Raw genomic sequence first — 16,412 nt, 5'->3', positions numbered from 1 at the left:
TCGCGCGCATCGTCCCAGATCGTCGGTGGGCAGGGGAAGTAGATCCCGTACGCTTGCCGAATGCCGAACGAGCAGCCACCGCGGCCCGCACCACTCGATCCGCCGATGGTGCCGTTCGCCCTCGCCGGGTTGATCGCGTGGGCGGTGGCCGGGCTGGTCCTGCTGATCTTCTTCCGGGGCTGGCTGACCGACAACGGTCATCAGAACTGGCTCTGGACCTGCCTCGCCGGTTTCCTGTGGGGCTTCCCGGGCCTCGCCGTGATGTTGCGGCACGACGCCAACCGACGCCGCCGCCGCGCGAGGTGAGCTGGCCACTGCACCGGAGCACTGCGGCGCGGACGATCAGGAGTGCCCGTACGGCTCCGCCGGCTCAGCGGCCTCCACCGAGCCCGGAGCCCGGCTGACCGACATGGCCTCCACCGCGCTGTCGTCGTACACCGTGGGAAGTTCGTCGACAGCGGTCTCGGCCGCCTCGATCAACGTCTCGGAGTGGGCGCCGCAACCGTGGTCGGCGCTCACCACCCGGCCGTCGTCGGGGGCGTAGAAGTTGCCACAGGCCCCGAATGCCTGCCGCATCGCACCTGCCAACGGCAGGTAGAAGCCGCAGGTGCCGCAGCGAGCGGCGGCCGGAGCGGCGGACGAGATGGCCGCGGCGGGGCCGTGGTCACCTTCGTACCAGCGCTGCGCCGTTTCGATGCGGCCCTCCCGGGAGAGCACGCGGGCGCGCCCGAGGCCCAACTCCCATGCCGTCTCCTCGACCGCCGGGTCGTCGGAGAGCAGGTAACCGGGGACCAGTCGATCGTCGTCGGGCGAGGTCGGGAGCAGGTCACCCGGCCCCAGGTCGCCCGGCTTGAGCCGCTCCTGCCAGGGCAACCAGCCGGGCGCGAGCAGCGCGTCCGGGCCGGGCAGCAACACCGTCTCGCAGATGGTCACCGTCTTGCTGCGCGGCACCCGCGTGACGGTGACCGCCCAGCGCCAGCCGTTGTAGCCGGCGAGGCGACATTCGAAGTAGTGGGTGACCAGCCGATCACCCTCGGCGACGACCTGCAGGTGGTCGCCGACATCGTCGGCGTCCACCTCGGTAATGCCGGCGCGGGCCACCTCGACGGCGGCGGCGCAGACCTGGTCGAGACGGGCGGCACGGGTGGAGGCGGGCCTGGTCACCCGACCATTGTTCCCCATGCGCCCCGCAGGGGTGACAGGGACTCCCGGGGAACCTTTCCCAGCGGTGGTGCGGCGTACCCGGATCAGATGGGCGAGGATGGTGCACATGCCGTCGTACTCCCGCTCCGGGCGTTCCGTCCTCGGGCGGACCGTCGGCACCGGCATTCGCGCCATCCGTCTGCTGTTGCGCGGTTCGGTGGGCAGCGGCCGCTGGGTGACCCGCCGGGCCGGTCGGGCCCGCGCCCGGGGTGCCGGCGGCGAGGTCGGCATGGTTCGCCTGTTCGACCTGCACGCGCTCTCCTGCGCCGGTGACACCCTGATCGCCATCGGTCTGGCCGGCACGATCTTCTTCAACGTGCCGCTCGGCGAGGCCCGCAGCAAGGTCGCGCTCTACCTGCTGGTGACCATGGTGCCGTTCGCGATGCTCGCCCCGGTGGTGGGCCCGCTGCTGGATCACTTCCGGCACGGCAGGCGGTACGCCCTGGCCGCGACGATGCTCGGCCGCGCCTTCCTGGCCTGGTTGATCTCCGACTACATCCACGGCTTCGGGCTCTACCCGGCCGCGTTCGGGGTGCTCGCGCTCTCCCGGGCGTACGGCGTGGCCCGCTCCGCGGCGGTGCCCCGGTTGCTGCCGGAGGGCCTCGGCCTGTCCCAGGTGGGTGCCCGGGCCAGCGTCTACGGCACTGTCGCGGGCGCGCTGGTGGCGCCGATCGGGTTGGCCGCGTTCTGGTTCGGGCCGCAGTGGCCGCTCCGGGTCGCATCGTTGATCTTCCTGGTCGGCATGGTGATCTCGCTGCGGCTGCCGCCGAAGGCCGACTCGGAGCCACCCGAGCGGGTTCCCCGGCCACTGCGCGCGCTGGGCCGCCGCCGTGGCGACCGGCCGCTGGGTCGGGGCCGACCGTCCGGCCGACTGGTGATCGCCACCCTGATCGGCGCGGCGACGCTACGCGCGCTCTACGGCTTCCTGCTGCTCTTCCTCGCCTTCGCGATCAAGAAGGGCGACCTGACCACGGTGGTGTTCGGCCGGGATCTGGGCGCCGAGTGGGCGTTGGGCGTGGTCGGCGGCGCGCTCGCGGTCGGCACCTTCCTGGCCACCGCCATCGGCACCAGACTGCGCATCCACCGGCCGACCGCCATCCAGTCCAGCAGCATGATCATCGTGGCCGGGGTGGCGGTGCTCGCCGTCATCCAGTTCTCGCTGCTGATGGTCGCCCTGCTCTGCCTGGTCGCCGCCATGGCCAGCGGAATAGCGAAGCTGGCCGTGGACGCCTCGATCCAGGAGCGCATCCCGGAACGGTTGCGGGCCAGCTCCTTCGCCCACTCCGAGACGGTGCTGATGCTCGCCTTCGTCGCCGGCGGCGGGCTCGGGCTGGTGCCGTTCGATGGCCGGATGGGCATCGCCGTGGCCGCCGGGGTCGGCGTACTGGCCGCGATCCGGGGTGTGCTGGCCGCCGCCCGGCTGCGCGGCGAGAAGCTGGCCGGCCGACCGCTCGGTGACGACGAGCTGACCGAGGACGAGCAGGCGGACGAGCCAGGCGACCCCACACCAACCTCGCCGGCGCCGGCCCAAAACAGCTCACCGCAGTACGACGACCCGAGCCTCGCCCCGCCGGGCTACCACATCTACCGCCCGTCGTCGGCCGTCGGCGGCCCGGGTGGCGGGGCCGACGACGAAACCCGCCGCGAGTCCCCCGGCTCACTCTCGTGACCGGTCTGCTGGTGGTGACGGCGGTTCCCGCCGAGGCGGACGCGGTCCGCGCCGGGCTGACCGACCACACCGTGACCGTCACCCCGATCGGTGTGGGTCCGGCCGTCGCCGGTGCCGCCACCGCCCGGCTGCTGGCGCTGGCCGAGGCCGCCGGCCGCCCGTACCGTGCGGTGGTCAGCGCCGGCGTGGCCGGCGGCTTCACCGGGCGGGCCGAGGTCGGCGACACGGTGCTCGGCACCGCCAGCATCGCCGCCGACCTGGGCGCCGAGTCGCCCGATGGCTTCATCCCGGTCGACGAGCTGGGCATGCCGCCCGCGCTGCTCGGTGCGGGCAGCAGGGTGCCGGCGGACCAGGGCCTGCTGGCGGCACTGCGAGCCGCCCTCCCGACGGCCACGGCCGGCCCGGTGCTCACGGTCAGCACCGTCACCGGCACCACGGCCAGCACCGACGAGCTGCGCCGGAGGCATCCGGAAGCGGTCGCCGAAGCCATGGAGGGGTACGGCGTGGCGGTCGCCGCGGCGCAGGCCGGGGTGCCCTTCGCCGAACTGCGCACCATCTCCAACCCGATCGGCCCCCGCGACCGGGACGCCTGGCGGCTGCGCGAAGCCCTGGCCGCCCTGACCGCAGCAGCCCCAGCGTTGCGCTGAGCTGGCGTTGCGCTGAGCCGGCGCTGCGCTCAACCTGCGTTGCGCTGACCCGGGCGACGCTCAGGAGAAGCAGCGTTTACCCGGGTGGCCCAGGCGCAGTGCGGCCGGGCGGCGTGCCTCGAACTCGAAGCCGCACGCCAGCAGCAGGTCGGTGCCGGATCCCTCGGCGATGGCGGCCGCGTCGTCGATGCCCGCCTCGCGCATCCCGGTCACCAGCGCGGTGACCAGCCGTCGCCCGAGCCCCAACCGCCGGTACCGGGCGTCGACAAGCACGCCGTCGAGCACCATCTCCCGCTCCGGCAGGTGCGGATGCCACTCCCCGTACTCCAGGAATGGGCTCCGCTCATGGGCCCGCAGCTCACCAACCAGCTTGCCGTCGGGAAGCTCGGCGACGTATCGCCAGCAGGTAGCCGGCAGGTCGCTACTGATCACCCGACGCACCCGCGCAGTCCGCCGGACCTCGGCAGCCCACCGCCGATTGTCGCGATAGCGCCGGTTCAGCTCGTACGCGGCCGGTGGCAGCGGAAGCGGATACCGCTCGGGCGGCAACCGGTACCACTCCGCCCACCAGGCACCGGGCCAGTCCCGCGGCTCGTGCACCGGCCAGACGTCCAGGTGAGCCGGGTATCGGCGGCCCGCCTCGTCGCGCATGTCGTCGTGCGGAACCGGTGTGGGTGCGGTGACGCCGGAGATGGCTGGTGGGACGCCAACGGCCAACGTCCCACCGGCGGCCTGGACGAGACGTTCCACTGTCCGGAATCGGGGATCGAGCGCCCGCCCCGACTCGATCCGGGCAAGCGTCGGCTGTGGCACCCCGGATTTCTCGGCCAACTGCCGCTGACTCAGATCGGCCCGCCGACGCAGCGCGCGGAGCGCCCGCCCGAGATCGGCTCCGCCGGCCTCGTCGGTGTGGTCACTCACCTCGGTCACGGACCGATGTTCCCGGCTGGTCGGCGTGCTATCAACACCCTGCGCCGAGCTGTGGATAACGCTGTGGACAACCTCGCCCACCGGTGGATGACCTACTCCCTCGACCCCTTTGGAGCTGAATCGTTTGCGGCATCACGCCCCGGCCCCGGCCCCGGGCCTGGGCCCCGGCCCCGGGCCTGGGTCTGGGTCTGGGTCCGGGTCTGGGTCTGGGTCTGGGCCTGGGCCTGGGCCTGGGTCTGGGCCTGGGTCTGGGTCTGGGCCCGGGCCTGGGTCTGGGCCTGGGTCTGGGCTCCTGGCCTGCGCGCACCCCCCTTGGCCTCAGGCTCCAAACCACGGTCACCGACTCCGGGCGATTCGTTTACGACATCAGCTCCAAAGGGAGACCGGGGTGGGTGGTCGACCCCGCTGGGCCGGTCGTTTCCCCGCGGCTGTTCCGCCCGGCGGCGTCCGCCGCAGCTCGTACCGCCGCCTCGTCCCGCCGCAGATCACAGCTCCGCGTCACGGTCGCGGATCACAGTCGTGGGGTGGGGCGCGGACCGCTGGCGGAGGGCGGGGCTACCGTGAGGGTGTGGCGCTCTCCCTGGCGATCTCGCCCTGCCCCAACGACACGTTCGTCTTCCACGCGCTGGTGCACGGGCGGGTGCCCGGCGCGCCGCCGGTCGAGGTGACGTACGCCGACGTGGACGTCACCAACACGGCGGCCGAGCGGGGTGCGTTCGACCTGGTGAAGGTGAGCTTCGCGGCGCTGCCCTGGCTGCTCGACGACTACCACCTGCTGCCCTGCGGCGGTGCCCTGGGTCGCGGTTGCGGTCCGCTGGTGCTCACCCGGGGCGACCGTGACGGCGGGCCGGACCGTACCGACCTGACCGGTGCAACGGTGGCGGTGCCGGGTGACCGGACCACCGCGTACCTGCTGTTCCGGCTCTGGGCGGCCGGGCGGCCACCGGCCCGGATCGAGGTGGTTCCGTTCCACGAGATCATGCCGGGCGTGGCGGCTGGGCGCTACGACGCTGGGCTGGTCATCCACGAGGCCCGGTTCACCTACCACCGGCACGGCCTGAGCGCCCTTGTCGACCTCGGCGAATGGTGGGAGGGCGACACCGGCCTGCCCATCCCCCTCGGCGCGATCCTGGCCCGACGCGGTGCGGTCGACCCGGACGCCGCGGCCGGCTGGGTCCGCGAGTCGGTCCGGCAGGCGTGGGCGGACCCGGCAGCCAGCCGGGAGTACGTGCTGGCGCACGCCCAGGAGATGGAGCTCGACGTGGTCGACCGGCACATCGGCCTGTACGTCAACGAGTTCACCGCGGACCTGGGCGAGGCCGGTTTCGCCGCGGTGGCGGCACTGCTCGACCGGGCCGCCACCGCCGGCCTGGTGCCTCAGACCTCCAGCTCGCGGGCCACCGCGTGGACAAGCTGAGCGATCTTCTGCGCGGACTTCTTGTCCGGGTACCGACCCCGGCGCAGGTCCGGCTGGACCTTCGCCTCCAGCACCTTGATCATGTCTTCGACCAGGCCGTGCAGCTCCTCGGCCGGCCGACGCCGCAGCTCCGACATCGACGGCGGCGCGTCCAGCAGTTTGACCCCCATGGCCTGCGCGCCCCGGCGGCTGTCCACCACGCTGAAGTCGACCCGCTGGCCACCCTTGAGGTCGGTGACACCCGCCGGCAGCGCCCCCTTGGGCAGGAACACGTCGCCGCCCTCGTCACTCGTGACGAAGCCGTATCCCTTGGCCGTGTCGTACCACTTCACTCGACCCGTAGGCACCTGAAAACCCCTGCTTCACTTGAGCCGCTACTGCTCCAAGGCTAGCTGGATCATCCCGTCGAGCGCCGCTGGGAATTCGGTGAGCTCGTTCAGCACCACTTCCGCCCCGGCCTCGCGCAGCTCATCTGAGGAGCAAGGGCCGGTTGCCACACCGATGCCGGGCACCCCGGCCGCTGCCGCCGCCACCATGTCCGCGACGTGGTCACCGACGTAGTGGGTCGCGCCGTGCTCCCGCAGAGCGGTCGCCTTCTGCTCGGCGAACAGGTCGCCGGCCAACTCGTCGACAGTGAGACCGAGGTGGTCCAGGTGCAACCGGGCCAGCCGACCGATCTTGGACGTGACGACCAGCACCCGGCCACCCCGCGCACGGATCGCCTCGACGGCCTCCCGAGCGCCGGGCAGCAGGAGCGTCGGGGTGATCGCGTACGCCGGGTACAGCTCGCGATACACCCGCACGGCCGACTCGACCTGCTCCGGCGGGAACCAGTGCGCGATCTCGGTACGCAGCGGCGGCCCGAGCCGGGACACCGCCAACTCGGCGTCGACCGGCACACCGGTCCTCGCGGTCAGCGCCCGGTACGCCGCGGCGATGCCGGGGCGGGAGTCCACCAGGGTCATGTCGAGGTCGAATCCGACGGTCAGTGCGGGCATGTCGAGAAACGTACCGGCTACTCCCAGCCGACCGGACGTCCGAGGGGCGCGGAAGCCCGGTGCCGGGCTAGCGTGGAAAGACGATGACCACCTCACTCGCCGACCACCTGCGGTCGCTGCCCGACGAGTCACTGGCCGCGCTCCTCCAGCTGCGGCCCGACCTCGTCGTGCCCGTGCCGGCCGACGTCTCCGCCCTGGCCATCCGGGCCCAGTCCCGGGTCTCCGTGGCCCGCGCGCTGGACGGTCTGGACCAGTTCACCCTTCAGATCCTCGACGCCGCCCGCCTCACCCGGAGTCCGGACGACGCCACCACGGCCACCGACACCGTGCTCGCGATGGCGACCTCGGGGCCGCAACCGCCGGCTCCGACGGCCGTCCGGGCCGCCGTGGGCCGACTGCGTGCGCTCTTCCTGCTGTACGGCCCGGAGCACGCGCTCCAGGTGCTGCCCGCCGTCGACGAAGTCTCCCCGTACCCCGCTGGGCTCGGCCGACCGGCCGCTGAGCTGGACCCGCGCACGGCCGCGCTGTGCGCGGACCCGGCGAAGCTCCGACGGACGGTGCTCGCCGCCCCGCCCTCGGCCCGGGCGATCCTGGACCGGTTGGCGGCCGGCCCGCCGGTGGGCAGCGTGCCGCCGGGGGCGTTGCAGGCGCCGCCGCTCGGCGCGGCGGACCCGGTCCTCTCCGACCCGACCAACGGTGGCGCGCCGACCGGCTCCCCGGTGCGGTGGCTCGTCGACAACCGACTGCTGGTCCCGGCGACGACCGGCTCGTCCACGGCCAGCGGAACTGTGGAGTTGCCCCGCGAGGTCGGCCTGCTGCTGCGCCGCGACAGCGGTCCCCTCGGGCCGCTGCGTACCAGCCCACCGCCGGTGGCCGCCACGCCGCGTGAGCCGAAAGCGGTCGACTCGGCCGGAGCCGGGCAGGCCATGGAGGTGGTCCGAAACACCGAAGGGCTGCTGGAGCAGCTCGCCGACGAGCCAGCGCCGGTGCTGCGTTCGGGTGGCATCGGTGTACGGGACCTGCGCCGGTTGGCGCGTACCGCCGGGCTGGACGAACCGAGCACCGCGCTGCTGCTGGAGGTGGCGTACGCGGCAGGGCTCCTCGGTGAGCTGGAGATGCCCGGTGCGACCACCGGCCGGTACGGGGCGGATCAGCAGGTGCTGCCGACCGGCGGGTACGAGGTGTGGCGGGCCGGCTCGCTGGCCCAACGGTGGGAGCAACTCGCCCGAGCGTGGCTGACCATGACCCGGCAGGTGGGGCTGGTGGGCCGCCGTGACGAGCGGGACCGACCGATCGCCGCACTCTCCTCCGAGGCCGAGCGGGCCAGCGTGCCGGCCACTCGACGGGCGGTGCTCGGCGTACTGGCCGATCTTGAGCCGGCGACGGCACCCACCCCGGAGGAGGTGCAGGAGCTGCTGGACTGGCGGGCTCCGCGTCGCAGCCGGGGCCGGGACGCCGCCCACCGGGAGGTGCTGGCCGAGGCCGCGCAGCTGGGCGTGACGGGGCTGGGGGCGCTCACCTCGTACGGTCGGCTGCTGCTGGGGGACCTGACGTCGACCGACGAGCGGGGTGACGACCCGCTGGGCGTGCACGCCGACGTCGAGAGTGGCGACCCGTCCAGTGCCGCGCGGGCGCTGGACGCCCTGTTGCCCGCACCGGTCGACCACTTCCTGGTACAGGCCGACCTGACCGTTGTGGTGCCCGGCCCACCCGAGCCGGCGCTCGCCGTCGAGCTGGAGGCGATGACCGAGCTGGAGTCGGCCGGAGGGGCCAGCGTGCACCGGGTCACCACGGCGAGCGTGCGGCGGGCCCTGGATTCCGGCTACACGGCCGACGACCTGCACGACGTGTTCCGGCGTCGGTCACGTACCCCCGTGCCGCAGGGGCTCACCTACCTGATCGACGACGTGGCCCGTAAGCACGGCGGGCTGCGGGTCGGCCTGGCCGGGGCGTACCTGCGCAGCGACGACGAGACGCTGATCAGCGAGGTGTTGGCCGACCGCCGGCTGGAGTCGGTGGCGCTGCGCCGGCTAGCGCCCACGGTGCTGTGTACGCAGTACCAGGTTGGTCGGCTGCTGGGCGCGCTGCGCGACGCGGGGTACGCCCCGGTGCAGGAGGACGGCACCGGCAGCACGGTGCTGGCCCGGCCGCGAATCCGGCGGGCCCCGCCCCGGGTGTCGGTGACCACCCGGACGATCGACCCGCTGGCCGCCCCGAAGCTGCCCATGCCCCGGCTGCTCGGCGTGGTGGAGCACATCCGGCGAGGCGACGCGGCGGCGCGGGCCGCCCGACGGGCGCCGGCGGTGGTGCGCGGCGGCGCGCCAGGGCTGGGCGGCGGCCCGGTGCCGGCGCACACCCACAGCGAGGCCCTGGCGGTGCTCCAGCAGGCGGTCCGGGACAAGGCGCTGGTCTGGGTGGGTTACGTCGACGCGCACGGGGCGACGGCGTCACGCCTGCTCAAGCCGGTGTCGATCGGTGCCGGCTATCTGCGGGCCGAGGACGAACGGACCGAGATGCTGCACACGTTCGCGCTGCACCGGATCACCGCGGCGGTGGTGGCGGACTGACCGACGGCGCCACCGCGCGGGCGCTGTCGGTCAGCGGCGGCTGCGGCGTACGGTGCCGACCACCGAGATGATCAGCAGCAGCCCGAAGCCGGCGCCGGCGGATTCCCCGACCGAGTCGACGAAGCCCTGCTGGAGCACCAGCCAGCCGAAGAGGAACCACCCGAGCAGGAGCGTCGCCGCGACGGCGTACGCGATCACCGTCGCTCGGGACACCTCGTCGGGTGGTGCGTGCTCGTGCTCCGCGATCACGTCACGGTCGACCGTCATGCCCAGCCTCCCCGCCCGGTCCGGCCCTGGACTCCAAGGGTGACACTCGAAAGTCTGGTCGGACAGGGGGTTAGCGCCGCGATTCGTTCGGTGTCACTCAGGTGCCGGGGCGCCGGCCGATCAGCACCACCCGGGTGCCGACCTTGCCGAGCTCCCACATCCGGACGGCGTCGGCGTGCAGCAGGTTGACGCACCCGTGCGAGCCGATCGACTTCTCGTGCAGGTAGGTGGTGGTCTCGTGGAAGCCCATTCCCTGGGTGAAGTGCTGCCAGTACGGCAGCCACACCTCGTACGGGTTGGACCATTCCTTGGGGTTGCGGTAGTTGACGGCGTACGTGCCGGCGGGGGTGCGGTAGCCGGACATGCCGGTGCGGGTCACCGTCGGTGCCATGATCACCTTGCCGCCGCGCAGCGCCCAGACGGTCTGCCGGGTCAGGTCGACGCAGAACGTGGTGCCGGTGCCGGCCTTGCAGCGGGTCGTGTCGGTGCTGGCGAGGCGCTGGGCCACGTCGAGGGTGGTTGGTCCGGCGCGACCCTCGACGGGGCGAATGCCGTACCTCTTCTGGAACTTCTTGATCGCCGCGCAGTCGGCGGCGGACTGCCGGCCGTCCACTGTCACCGCCCCGAACCCGCCCAACCGGGCCAGGTGGGTCTCCACCGCGCGCTGGTGCTGCCCCTGGGGGCAGCCGGCGACGGTCGGCGTACCGGTGCCGGGGGTTTTCGTGGGTGCCGGGCGGGTCGGCTTCAGCGTGGGTTTCCGGGTGGGTTTCGGGGTGGGCGAGGCCGGGGTGGGCCGGCCGTGCTGGTCGGGCCCGGACGTGTCGCCCGCCCCCGTTGCCTGTTCCGCCGCACCGGCTGGGGCGGCTCCCCCGCCACCACTCCCGCCGGACTGCGGATCGAACGCGCACGCTCCCGCGCCGACCAGCACGACCACCACGAGGGCAACCAGCCGGGAAGTGATCCGGACATGCTTCATGGGCCCTCCCCAGACAGTCGTCCCTTTACTAGACGTTCGTGAGTGCCATCACGGTTGCGCCCGGTGAGCATCTTTCTTCCGCCGTCCCGCATCGTGCAACACTGGATGGTCGGCCAGCAGCGGGTATGCCACCCGTTCCGGCCGGTCGGCCAACCGAGGGAAGGACGCTGGCGTGAGCGGTGGACCACTGATCGTGCAGTCGGACAAGACCCTGCTGCTGGAGATCGACCACCCCGACGCGCAGGCCTGCAGGATGGCGATCGCGCCGTTCGCGGAGCTGGAACGCTCGCCGGAGCACGTGCACACCTACCGGCTGACCCCGCTGGGTCTGTGGAACGCCCGCGCGGCGGGGCACGACGCCGAGGGTGTCGTGGATTCGCTGCTCAAGTACTCCCGCTACCCGGTGCCGCACGCGCTGCTGGTGGACGTGGCCGAGACGATGGACCGGTACGGCCGGCTTCAGCTCGCCAACGACCCGGCGTACGGGCTGGTGCTGCGCGCACTGGACCGGCTGGTGCTGATCGAGGTGGCCAAGAGCAAGAAGCTCGCCGGGATGCTCGGCGACAAGATCGACGACGACACCATCCGGGTGCACCCGTCCGAGCGTGGCCGGCTCAAGCAGGCGCTGCTCAAGCTGGGCTGGCCGGCCGAGGACCTGGCCGGGTACGTCGACGGTGAGGCGCACCCGATCGAGCTGGCCGAGGCCGGCAAGGACGGGCGCAAGCCGTGGACGCTGCGCTCGTACCAGCGGGAGGCCGTGGAGGCGTTCTGGGCCGGCGGGTCGGGGGTGGTGGTGCTGCCCTGCGGCGCAGGCAAGACCCTGGTCGGCGCGGCGGCGATGGCCGAGGCGAAGGCGACCACCCTGATCCTGGTCACCAACACGGTCGCCGGCCGGCAGTGGAAGCGGGAGCTGATCGCCCGCACCTCGCTGACCGAGGAGGAGATCGGCGAGTACTCCGGCGAGCGCAAGGAGATCCGCCCGGTCACCATCGCCACGTACCAGGTGCTCACCTCGCGGCGCGGCGGCGCGTTCACCCACCTGGACCTCTTCGGGGCCCGCGACTGGGGCCTGGTCGTCTACGACGAGGTGCACCTGCTGCCCGCGCCGATCTTCCGGTTCACAGCGGACCTCCAGGCCCGCCGCCGGCTGGGCCTCACCGCGACTCTGGTACGCGAGGACGGCCGCGAGGGTGACGTGTTCAGCCTCATCGGGCCCAAGCGGTACGACGCGCCGTGGAAGGACATCGAGTCGCAGGGCTGGATCGCCCCGGCCGAGTGCACCGAGGTCCGGGTGACACTGACCGACGCGGAGCGGATGTCGTACGCGACGGCGGAGGCCGAGGAGCGCTACCGGATGGCGGCGACCGCCCGCACCAAGCTGCCGGTGGTCAAGGCGCTTGTCGACCGGCACCCGGACGACCAGGTGCTGGTGATCGGCGCGTACATCGACCAGCTGCACCAGCTCGGCGAGTACCTCGACGCGCCGATCATCCAGGGCTCGACCACGAACAAGGAGCGGGAACGGCTGTTCGACGCGTTCCGGTCCGGCTCGCTGCGAACGTTGGTCATCTCGAAGGTCGGCAACTTCTCCATCGACCTGCCCGAGGCGGCGGTGGCGATCCAGGTGTCCGGGACGTTCGGGTCACGCCAGGAGGAGGCGCAGCGGCTCGGTCGGGTGCTGCGGCCGAAGGCCGACGGCCGGCAGGCGCACTTCTACACGGTGGTGTCCCGGGACACGATCGACACCGAGTACGCGGCGCATCGGCAGCGCTTCCTCGCCGAGCAGGGGTACGCGTACACGATCGTCGACGCCGACGACGTCCTCGGCCCGAAGCTCCCGACCGTCGACTGACGCACGCTGCCTTGATCGACTCGGTCTCCAGGAAGTCGCGGTGTCCGGGGCGCTGTGATGCCCCGATCTCCTGGAACCCGAGTCGATCAGCGCGGTGGGTGCGGGCGCCTGGCGGGGACGGGGTGTCTCGTGCGCTCGCTATGGAGCTGATGTCGTAGACGAATCAGCCGTCCGGCGTGGACGGCGGCCACGGGCAACGCCGGGAAGTAACGCCTCGTGCACCGCGCTCCACACGCTCCGTGCGCCGCGCTCCGGAGCAACCAGCGAGCGTCAGCGCTTGTGGGACTCCGCGACGAAGACCCCGCGCCCGGGACGCCCGACGAGGACGCTCTCTTTCCGCAGCTTCGCCACCGCACGGCTGATCGTGGACTGCGAGACGTCGTATTCGTCTGCCAGCACGCGCCCGGACGGAAGCTGTGACCCCGGCGGATAGGTCCCGTCCTTGATCTTCTTCAGAAGATCGTCGAGCAGCTCGTCCATTGTGGGCGGGATAGGCACGTGGAGCCCCTTGCAGTCGGTTGGCTCGCCCAGTATTGATCAGCCGCTTCGACGCAGGCAACGCATGTAGCGCGAGTGACATAGGTGGGTAGATGACTCGGAGACGTGCTTGACATAGGTAACAGCGCCGCTACCGATGAGCGACCGCTGGGTGATCCACCTGCCGATCACCGCGCCTGACCTGCTGCGCGCCCGCATCTTCGCGGCCGCTGCTCGGGTGTTGGTCCGGCTCAGCGCGCGGGTCGAGCCGGGCGGGGTGACCGTCTCGGCGGAGGACCAGCAGGGCGTACGACATTGGGTCTTCTGTGATCGGCCACTGCCCGGCGGCGCCCGGTGCGCCCTGCCCACCGACCACCTTGCGCCGTGCGCGCGACGACCACGTCAGCCCTGACCGGCAACGCTCACGGGGAGAAGCGGTCTACCAGCACCGCCAACCGGCGGTCGTGGTCGGCGCGGCGGAGCCGGCCGCTGCGCATCAGTGTGACCAGCCCGTGCAGGCCGGCCCAGAAGGTCTCGGTGACCGTCTCCAGGTCGTCGTCGGCCGCGACCGGGCGCACTGTCTCGGACAGTTCGGCGAAGCCTCGGGCCAGGTCGGTTGGCACGTCCTGGCTGGCGAACGGCAGGTCCACGGCGAGGGTGAACATCGCGTCGTAGATCGCGGGCCGCTGCTGGGCGAACGCGACGTACGCGGCTGCCACGTCGGCGACCGCCTGCCGGGGGTCGGCGGCGGAGGCCCGGGCCGAAACCACTGCGGTTGCCAGCTCGGCGAAGCCCTCGACGGCTACCGCCGCCATGATGGCGTCCTTGCCCTTGAAGTGGCTGTAGAGGACGGGCTGGCTGTACTCGATCTCGGCGGCGAGCCGTCGGGTGGTTACCGCGTCCCAGCCTTCGGCCAACGCCAGGTCCCGTGCCGCGCTGATGATCGCCTGCTCCCGTTCAGCCCGCTCACGCTCCCGGCGCGCCTGTGTCGACATGACAGCAACCCTAGCACCGCTAGCATTGCTGTCGGCGCTCTGCTAGCGTCGCTCTCATATCTAGCACCGCTAGGAATTGGAGCAGACTCATGCTGGCACCCCTCGCCTACGGGCTCGCCGTCGTACTCAGCCTCTTCGTCGTCTTCATCGGCGCGCGGTTCCTGCTGGCGCCGCAGGCCGCCGCCGCCGGGTACGGCGTGCCGGCCCGCCCGGACGGCGACCCCGCCTACCTGACGGTCAAAGGGCTGAAGGACCTGACGTTCGGGCTGCTCGGCCTCGCCCTGATCGCCTTCACGACCGCCGACGCGGTCGCGTGGTTCATGCTGATCGTCGCGCTCGTCCCGCTGGGCGACACCGTCATCGTGCTACGGAACGGCGGCACGAAGGCTGTCGCCTTCGGCATCCACTTCGCCACCGCCCTCGTCGTCCTCCTGAACGCCGCCCTACTGTTCACCCTGTAGCTGCCAAGATCGTCGGCCGCGCCCTCGCCTGTGTTGATCAAGAGGTTTGCGTCATCGAACGGCCTGATGATGACGCAAACTTCTTGATCAACGGAGTCGATGGGTCACGAGGTGGGGGGCGGGCAGCGGTCGGGGAGGGTGACCTCGCCGGGGCGGTGGTCGAAGGTGTCCATGGTGAACCATTCGTCCAGCTCCGGGTCGAAGAGGTTCTGCAGGCCGAACTGCAACACCTGCCACCACCGGCTCGGGTCGTGCTGGTCGACGTAGATGTCCCCGAGCGCGATCGGGAACCGGAAGAACTCCCCCGGCACCGTGGAACCGCCGACCACCCCGACCCGCCAGTGGTCCACGTGCCGGTCCTTCTCACCCTGCAGGACCTCCGGCCCCACGTAGCGGGCGGTCTTCAACTTGTCGTTGAAGATCTGCCGGTTGAAGAACCCCGGCACCTTGCTGCACGCGCGGGGCGGAAACAGCGGGATGTTCGGCCACCTGTAGGTGAGCGTGTAGAGCGTGTTCTCGTAGATCAGGTTCGTGAACCAGATCGGATGGTCCGGGCCGCCGGCGGTCATCTGGCTGTTGCCGTCGCGGCCCTGCCAGGAGAACGGCACGTCGATCCCGAGGTCCCGCACGATGTACCGGCCGGTGCCCTGAAAGTCAGCGGGGAGCAGCGGTGGGCGCGGCTCCCGCGAATCGGGGACCGTAGGGCCGTCGGCCTGGGCCGCGCGGGGCAGCGGCGCCGCCGCCGGACCGGGCGCGACCACCCCGAGGGCGAACAGAGCGCCGGCCACCGCCGCAACCACACTCCGACGGGTACGCCTCGAAGCCATGTCCCCTCCGCCGGTGTGCACAGTGGCCGGCGCACTGACCGCGCGCGTGCCTTCGGCGAAGCGTAGGAGCAGAAGGAATGTGAGAACGGGCGGAAAGGATGGCCTCCACCTGACGGGTGACGAGACGCGCACCGCCCGGAACCGAAAGCGAGCCGGGGCCGGCGTAGAGCGAACCTGGCTGCTTGATCAAACAGCACCCTTCGAGGCGCGGGAAGGTCATGAGCTGTCCGACCGCTCAGGCGGCGCGGAGCTTACGAAGGACGTACTGGTTGAGACTCATCCCGTCCTCGGCGGCCTCGATGGCGAGCTCGCGATGCAGGCTCTCTCCGACACGGAGGTTGAACTTGCCTGAGTAGCTTCGCTCCGCGAACGGCTGCGGCACCGCCTCGCCCTGTTCCTGCATGTCGACGATCACCTCCTCCAACAGATCTTGAAGGCCCTGCAGCGCCTCCACCTGCGTGGGGGCCAGCCAGGAGAGCGACGCGAATTCGGCACAGGTGGCGATGAACTCCTGGTCATCGACCGACCAGGTGACGCGGTAGGTGTAGTGCGTGATCTCGGGACGGGCGTCGGGTTGCACCACATGGCCTCCTTCTTGTCGATCGCCTTGAGAACCTGCCGGACCTGATACGCCTTGGCCTTGCCCTTGTCGTCCTGGATGTTGACGCGTGGGTCACCGGCCCACGGCATCCTGAACACGGCACGCGAGGTGCCCGCCTGCCGCGGCTTCCCGAAGTAGTGCTCGCACACCCGATAAAGATCGTTGTAGGCGATGTTCTGCTGACGCTGCCGCATCGCTTCCACGAGCCTGGCTATCGAGGGCACCCGGCAATGGTACTACCCGCAGTACCAGTACTCCACTCTTCAGAGGACCCGGGTCACCTGCTCGGCGGCGACCACCGCGTACCGTCGCGCCGGGTCGAGGTTGGCGCTGATCACCACTGACGCGCCGGCCGAGAGCGGCGCGAGCAACCACTTCAGCGGCTGCTCGGTCTCGGCGGCGTCGACCAGCAGGCGGTCGCCGGCGCGCAGGTCCAGCATCGTGGCGAACTCCTGGGCGAGCGCACCCCACTGACCGTAGGTGGTGCCGTCCGCGGTGGCCGGGTCCGACGGATGGATGGCGGTG

At 71.7% G+C, this 16,412-nt stretch carries 18 protein-coding genes and 1 pseudogene; 8 read left to right on the top strand and 11 right to left on the bottom strand.

From position 1 onward, the window contains the following. Nucleotides 1-60 precede the first annotated feature (60 nt). On the top strand, nucleotides 61-306 hold the full coding sequence (locus KBX08_RS10390) for a DUF2530 domain-containing protein (protein WP_210782798.1): 246 nt from the start codon (nucleotides 61-63) through the stop codon (nucleotides 304-306). 36 nt (nucleotides 307-342) lie between these two features. On the opposite strand, the gene KBX08_RS10385 is transcribed toward KBX08_RS10390, so the two are convergent. Then, nucleotides 343-1,182 carry a DUF3027 domain-containing protein gene (locus KBX08_RS10385; RefSeq protein ID WP_238690700.1) on the bottom strand — a complete coding sequence of 280 codons (840 nt, stop codon included), beginning with the start codon at nucleotides 1,180-1,182 and terminating at the stop codon, nucleotides 343-345. Nucleotides 1,183-1,270: 88 nt separating this feature from the next. On the opposite strand from KBX08_RS10385, the gene KBX08_RS10380 reads away from it, so the two are divergent. Beyond that, the gene (locus KBX08_RS10380) at nucleotides 1,271-2,872 is read left to right on the top strand and encodes an MFS transporter (RefSeq protein WP_210782796.1); all 1,602 of its coding nucleotides are present in this window, start codon (nucleotides 1,271-1,273) and stop codon (nucleotides 2,870-2,872) included. After that, nucleotides 2,869-3,519: a futalosine hydrolase gene (locus KBX08_RS10375; protein ID WP_210782794.1), complete on the top strand. Its 651-nt coding sequence runs from the start codon at nucleotides 2,869-2,871 to the stop codon at nucleotides 3,517-3,519. Before KBX08_RS10380 ends, KBX08_RS10375 begins: the two co-directional genes overlap by 4 nt. Nucleotides 3,520-3,579: 60 nt before the next feature. Here the strand turns inward: KBX08_RS10375 and KBX08_RS10370 are convergent, their stop codons facing one another. After that, nucleotides 3,580-4,449 carry a helix-turn-helix transcriptional regulator gene (locus KBX08_RS10370; protein WP_307850504.1) on the bottom strand — a complete coding sequence of 290 codons (870 nt, stop codon included), beginning with the start codon at nucleotides 4,447-4,449 and terminating at the stop codon, nucleotides 3,580-3,582. Between the two features lie 568 nt (nucleotides 4,450-5,017). Here KBX08_RS10370 and KBX08_RS10365 point away from each other — a divergent pair. Then, a complete protein-coding gene (locus KBX08_RS10365) occupies nucleotides 5,018-5,866 on the top strand; it encodes a 1,4-dihydroxy-6-naphthoate synthase (RefSeq protein ID WP_210782792.1) in 849 nt (282 codons plus the stop codon). Here the strand turns inward: KBX08_RS10365 and KBX08_RS10360 are convergent. Both KBX08_RS10360 and KBX08_RS10355 read right to left on the bottom strand, forming a co-directional pair. Beyond that, nucleotides 5,827-6,213, bottom strand: a complete 387-nt coding sequence (locus tag KBX08_RS10360) for a cold-shock protein (RefSeq protein WP_124816498.1) — start codon at nucleotides 6,211-6,213, stop codon at nucleotides 5,827-5,829. The two genes, KBX08_RS10365 and KBX08_RS10360, sit on opposite strands and share 40 nt — an antisense overlap. A 27-nt stretch (nucleotides 6,214-6,240) precedes the next feature. Continuing rightward, nucleotides 6,241-6,864, bottom strand: coding sequence for an HAD family hydrolase (locus tag KBX08_RS10355; protein WP_210782791.1), 624 nt, complete (start codon nucleotides 6,862-6,864; stop codon nucleotides 6,241-6,243). Nucleotides 6,865-6,947: 83 nt separating this feature from the next. Here KBX08_RS10355 and KBX08_RS10350 point away from each other — a divergent pair, with 83 nt between their 5' ends. Beyond that, the gene (locus tag KBX08_RS10350; RefSeq protein ID WP_210782790.1) at nucleotides 6,948-9,431 is read left to right on the top strand and encodes a helicase-associated domain-containing protein; all 2,484 of its coding nucleotides are present in this window, start codon (nucleotides 6,948-6,950) and stop codon (nucleotides 9,429-9,431) included. A gap of 30 nt (nucleotides 9,432-9,461) precedes the next feature. On the opposite strand, the gene KBX08_RS10345 is transcribed toward KBX08_RS10350, so the two are convergent. Both KBX08_RS10345 and KBX08_RS10340 read right to left on the bottom strand, forming a co-directional pair. Next, the gene (locus KBX08_RS10345) at nucleotides 9,462-9,698 is read right to left on the bottom strand and encodes a hypothetical protein (protein ID WP_210782788.1); all 237 of its coding nucleotides are present in this window, start codon (nucleotides 9,696-9,698) and stop codon (nucleotides 9,462-9,464) included. A gap of 97 nt (nucleotides 9,699-9,795) precedes the next feature. Beyond that, nucleotides 9,796-10,674: a L,D-transpeptidase family protein gene (locus KBX08_RS10340; protein ID WP_210782786.1), complete on the bottom strand. Its 879-nt coding sequence runs from the start codon at nucleotides 10,672-10,674 to the stop codon at nucleotides 9,796-9,798. 172 nt (nucleotides 10,675-10,846) lie between these two features. Here KBX08_RS10340 and KBX08_RS10335 point away from each other — a divergent pair, with 172 nt between their 5' ends. Then, nucleotides 10,847-12,526, top strand: a complete 1,680-nt coding sequence (locus tag KBX08_RS10335) for a DNA repair helicase XPB (protein ID WP_124854244.1) — start codon at nucleotides 10,847-10,849, stop codon at nucleotides 12,524-12,526. Between the two features lie 270 nt (nucleotides 12,527-12,796). Here KBX08_RS10335 and KBX08_RS10330 read toward each other — a convergent pair whose 3' ends face one another. Then, nucleotides 12,797-13,006: a winged helix-turn-helix domain-containing protein gene (locus tag KBX08_RS10330; protein ID WP_210782784.1), complete on the bottom strand. Its 210-nt coding sequence runs from the start codon at nucleotides 13,004-13,006 to the stop codon at nucleotides 12,797-12,799. A 154-nt stretch (nucleotides 13,007-13,160) separates the two neighbouring features. Between KBX08_RS10330 and KBX08_RS10325 the strand changes: the two genes are divergently transcribed. Then, a complete protein-coding gene (locus KBX08_RS10325; RefSeq protein ID WP_210782782.1) occupies nucleotides 13,161-13,415 on the top strand; it encodes a hypothetical protein in 255 nt (84 codons plus the stop codon). Nucleotides 13,416-13,425: 10 nt separating this feature from the next. Here the strand turns inward: KBX08_RS10325 and KBX08_RS10320 are convergent, their stop codons facing one another. Next, the gene (locus KBX08_RS10320; RefSeq protein ID WP_210782780.1) at nucleotides 13,426-13,998 is read right to left on the bottom strand and encodes a TetR/AcrR family transcriptional regulator; all 573 of its coding nucleotides are present in this window, start codon (nucleotides 13,996-13,998) and stop codon (nucleotides 13,426-13,428) included. An 89-nt stretch (nucleotides 13,999-14,087) separates the two neighbouring features. Here KBX08_RS10320 and KBX08_RS10315 point away from each other — a divergent pair, with 89 nt between their 5' ends. Further along, complete coding sequence (locus tag KBX08_RS10315) at nucleotides 14,088-14,459, top strand: DUF4267 domain-containing protein (protein WP_210782778.1); 372 nt, start codon at nucleotides 14,088-14,090, stop codon at nucleotides 14,457-14,459. Between the two features lie 104 nt (nucleotides 14,460-14,563). Here KBX08_RS10315 and KBX08_RS10310 read toward each other — a convergent pair whose 3' ends face one another. The 3 genes and pseudogenes from KBX08_RS10310 to KBX08_RS10300 form a co-directional block, all read right to left on the bottom strand. Further along, nucleotides 14,564-15,286 (bottom strand): hypothetical protein, encoded by a 723-nt coding sequence (locus tag KBX08_RS10310; RefSeq protein WP_210782776.1) that lies wholly within the window; start codon nucleotides 15,284-15,286, stop codon nucleotides 14,564-14,566. Nucleotides 15,287-15,521: 235 nt separating this feature from the next. Further along, nucleotides 15,522-15,869, bottom strand: coding sequence for a type II toxin-antitoxin system HicB family antitoxin (locus tag KBX08_RS34665; protein WP_238689526.1), 348 nt, complete (start codon nucleotides 15,867-15,869; stop codon nucleotides 15,522-15,524). Between the two features lie 281 nt (nucleotides 15,870-16,150). Further along, nucleotides 16,151-16,412 (bottom strand): annotated as a pseudogene (locus tag KBX08_RS10300) (AMP-dependent synthetase); the annotation flags it as partial.

Source organism: Micromonospora sp. H61, from assembly GCF_018070325.1.
GTDB classification, from domain to species: Bacteria; Actinomycetota; Actinomycetes; order Mycobacteriales; family Micromonosporaceae; genus Micromonospora; species Micromonospora salmantinae.
The sequence above is the reverse complement of the archived record's forward strand: the minus strand, read 5'-3'. Positions and strand labels throughout refer to the sequence as shown.

Bases quoted from the DNA above. Each gene is read 5' to 3' on its own strand.
- KBX08_RS10340 (WP_210782786.1), bottom strand. From the start codon at position 10,674: ATGAAGCATGTCCGGATCACTTCCCGGCTGGTTGCCCTCGTGGTGGTC.
- KBX08_RS10320 (WP_210782780.1), bottom strand. From the start codon at position 13,998: ATGTCGACACAGGCGCGCCGGGAGCGTGAGCGGGCTGAACGGGAGCAG.
- KBX08_RS10310 (WP_210782776.1), bottom strand. From the start codon at position 15,286: ATGGCTTCGAGGCGTACCCGTCGGAGTGTGGTTGCGGCGGTGGCCGGC.
- KBX08_RS10355 (WP_210782791.1), bottom strand. From the start codon at position 6,864: ATGCCCGCACTGACCGTCGGATTCGACCTCGACATGACCCTGGTGGAC.
- KBX08_RS10325 (WP_210782782.1), top strand. From the start codon at position 13,161: ATGAGCGACCGCTGGGTGATCCACCTGCCGATCACCGCGCCTGACCTG.
- KBX08_RS10350 (WP_210782790.1), top strand. From the start codon at position 6,948: ATGACCACCTCACTCGCCGACCACCTGCGGTCGCTGCCCGACGAGTCA.
- KBX08_RS10345 (WP_210782788.1), bottom strand. From the start codon at position 9,698: ATGACGGTCGACCGTGACGTGATCGCGGAGCACGAGCACGCACCACCC.
- KBX08_RS10390 (WP_210782798.1), top strand. From the start codon at position 61: ATGCCGAACGAGCAGCCACCGCGGCCCGCACCACTCGATCCGCCGATG.
- KBX08_RS10380 (WP_210782796.1), top strand. From the start codon at position 1,271: ATGCCGTCGTACTCCCGCTCCGGGCGTTCCGTCCTCGGGCGGACCGTC.
- KBX08_RS10315 (WP_210782778.1), top strand. From the start codon at position 14,088: ATGCTGGCACCCCTCGCCTACGGGCTCGCCGTCGTACTCAGCCTCTTC.
- KBX08_RS10330 (WP_210782784.1), bottom strand. From the start codon at position 13,006: ATGGACGAGCTGCTCGACGATCTTCTGAAGAAGATCAAGGACGGGACC.
- KBX08_RS10385 (WP_238690700.1), bottom strand. From the start codon at position 1,182: ATGGGGAACAATGGTCGGGTGACCAGGCCCGCCTCCACCCGTGCCGCC.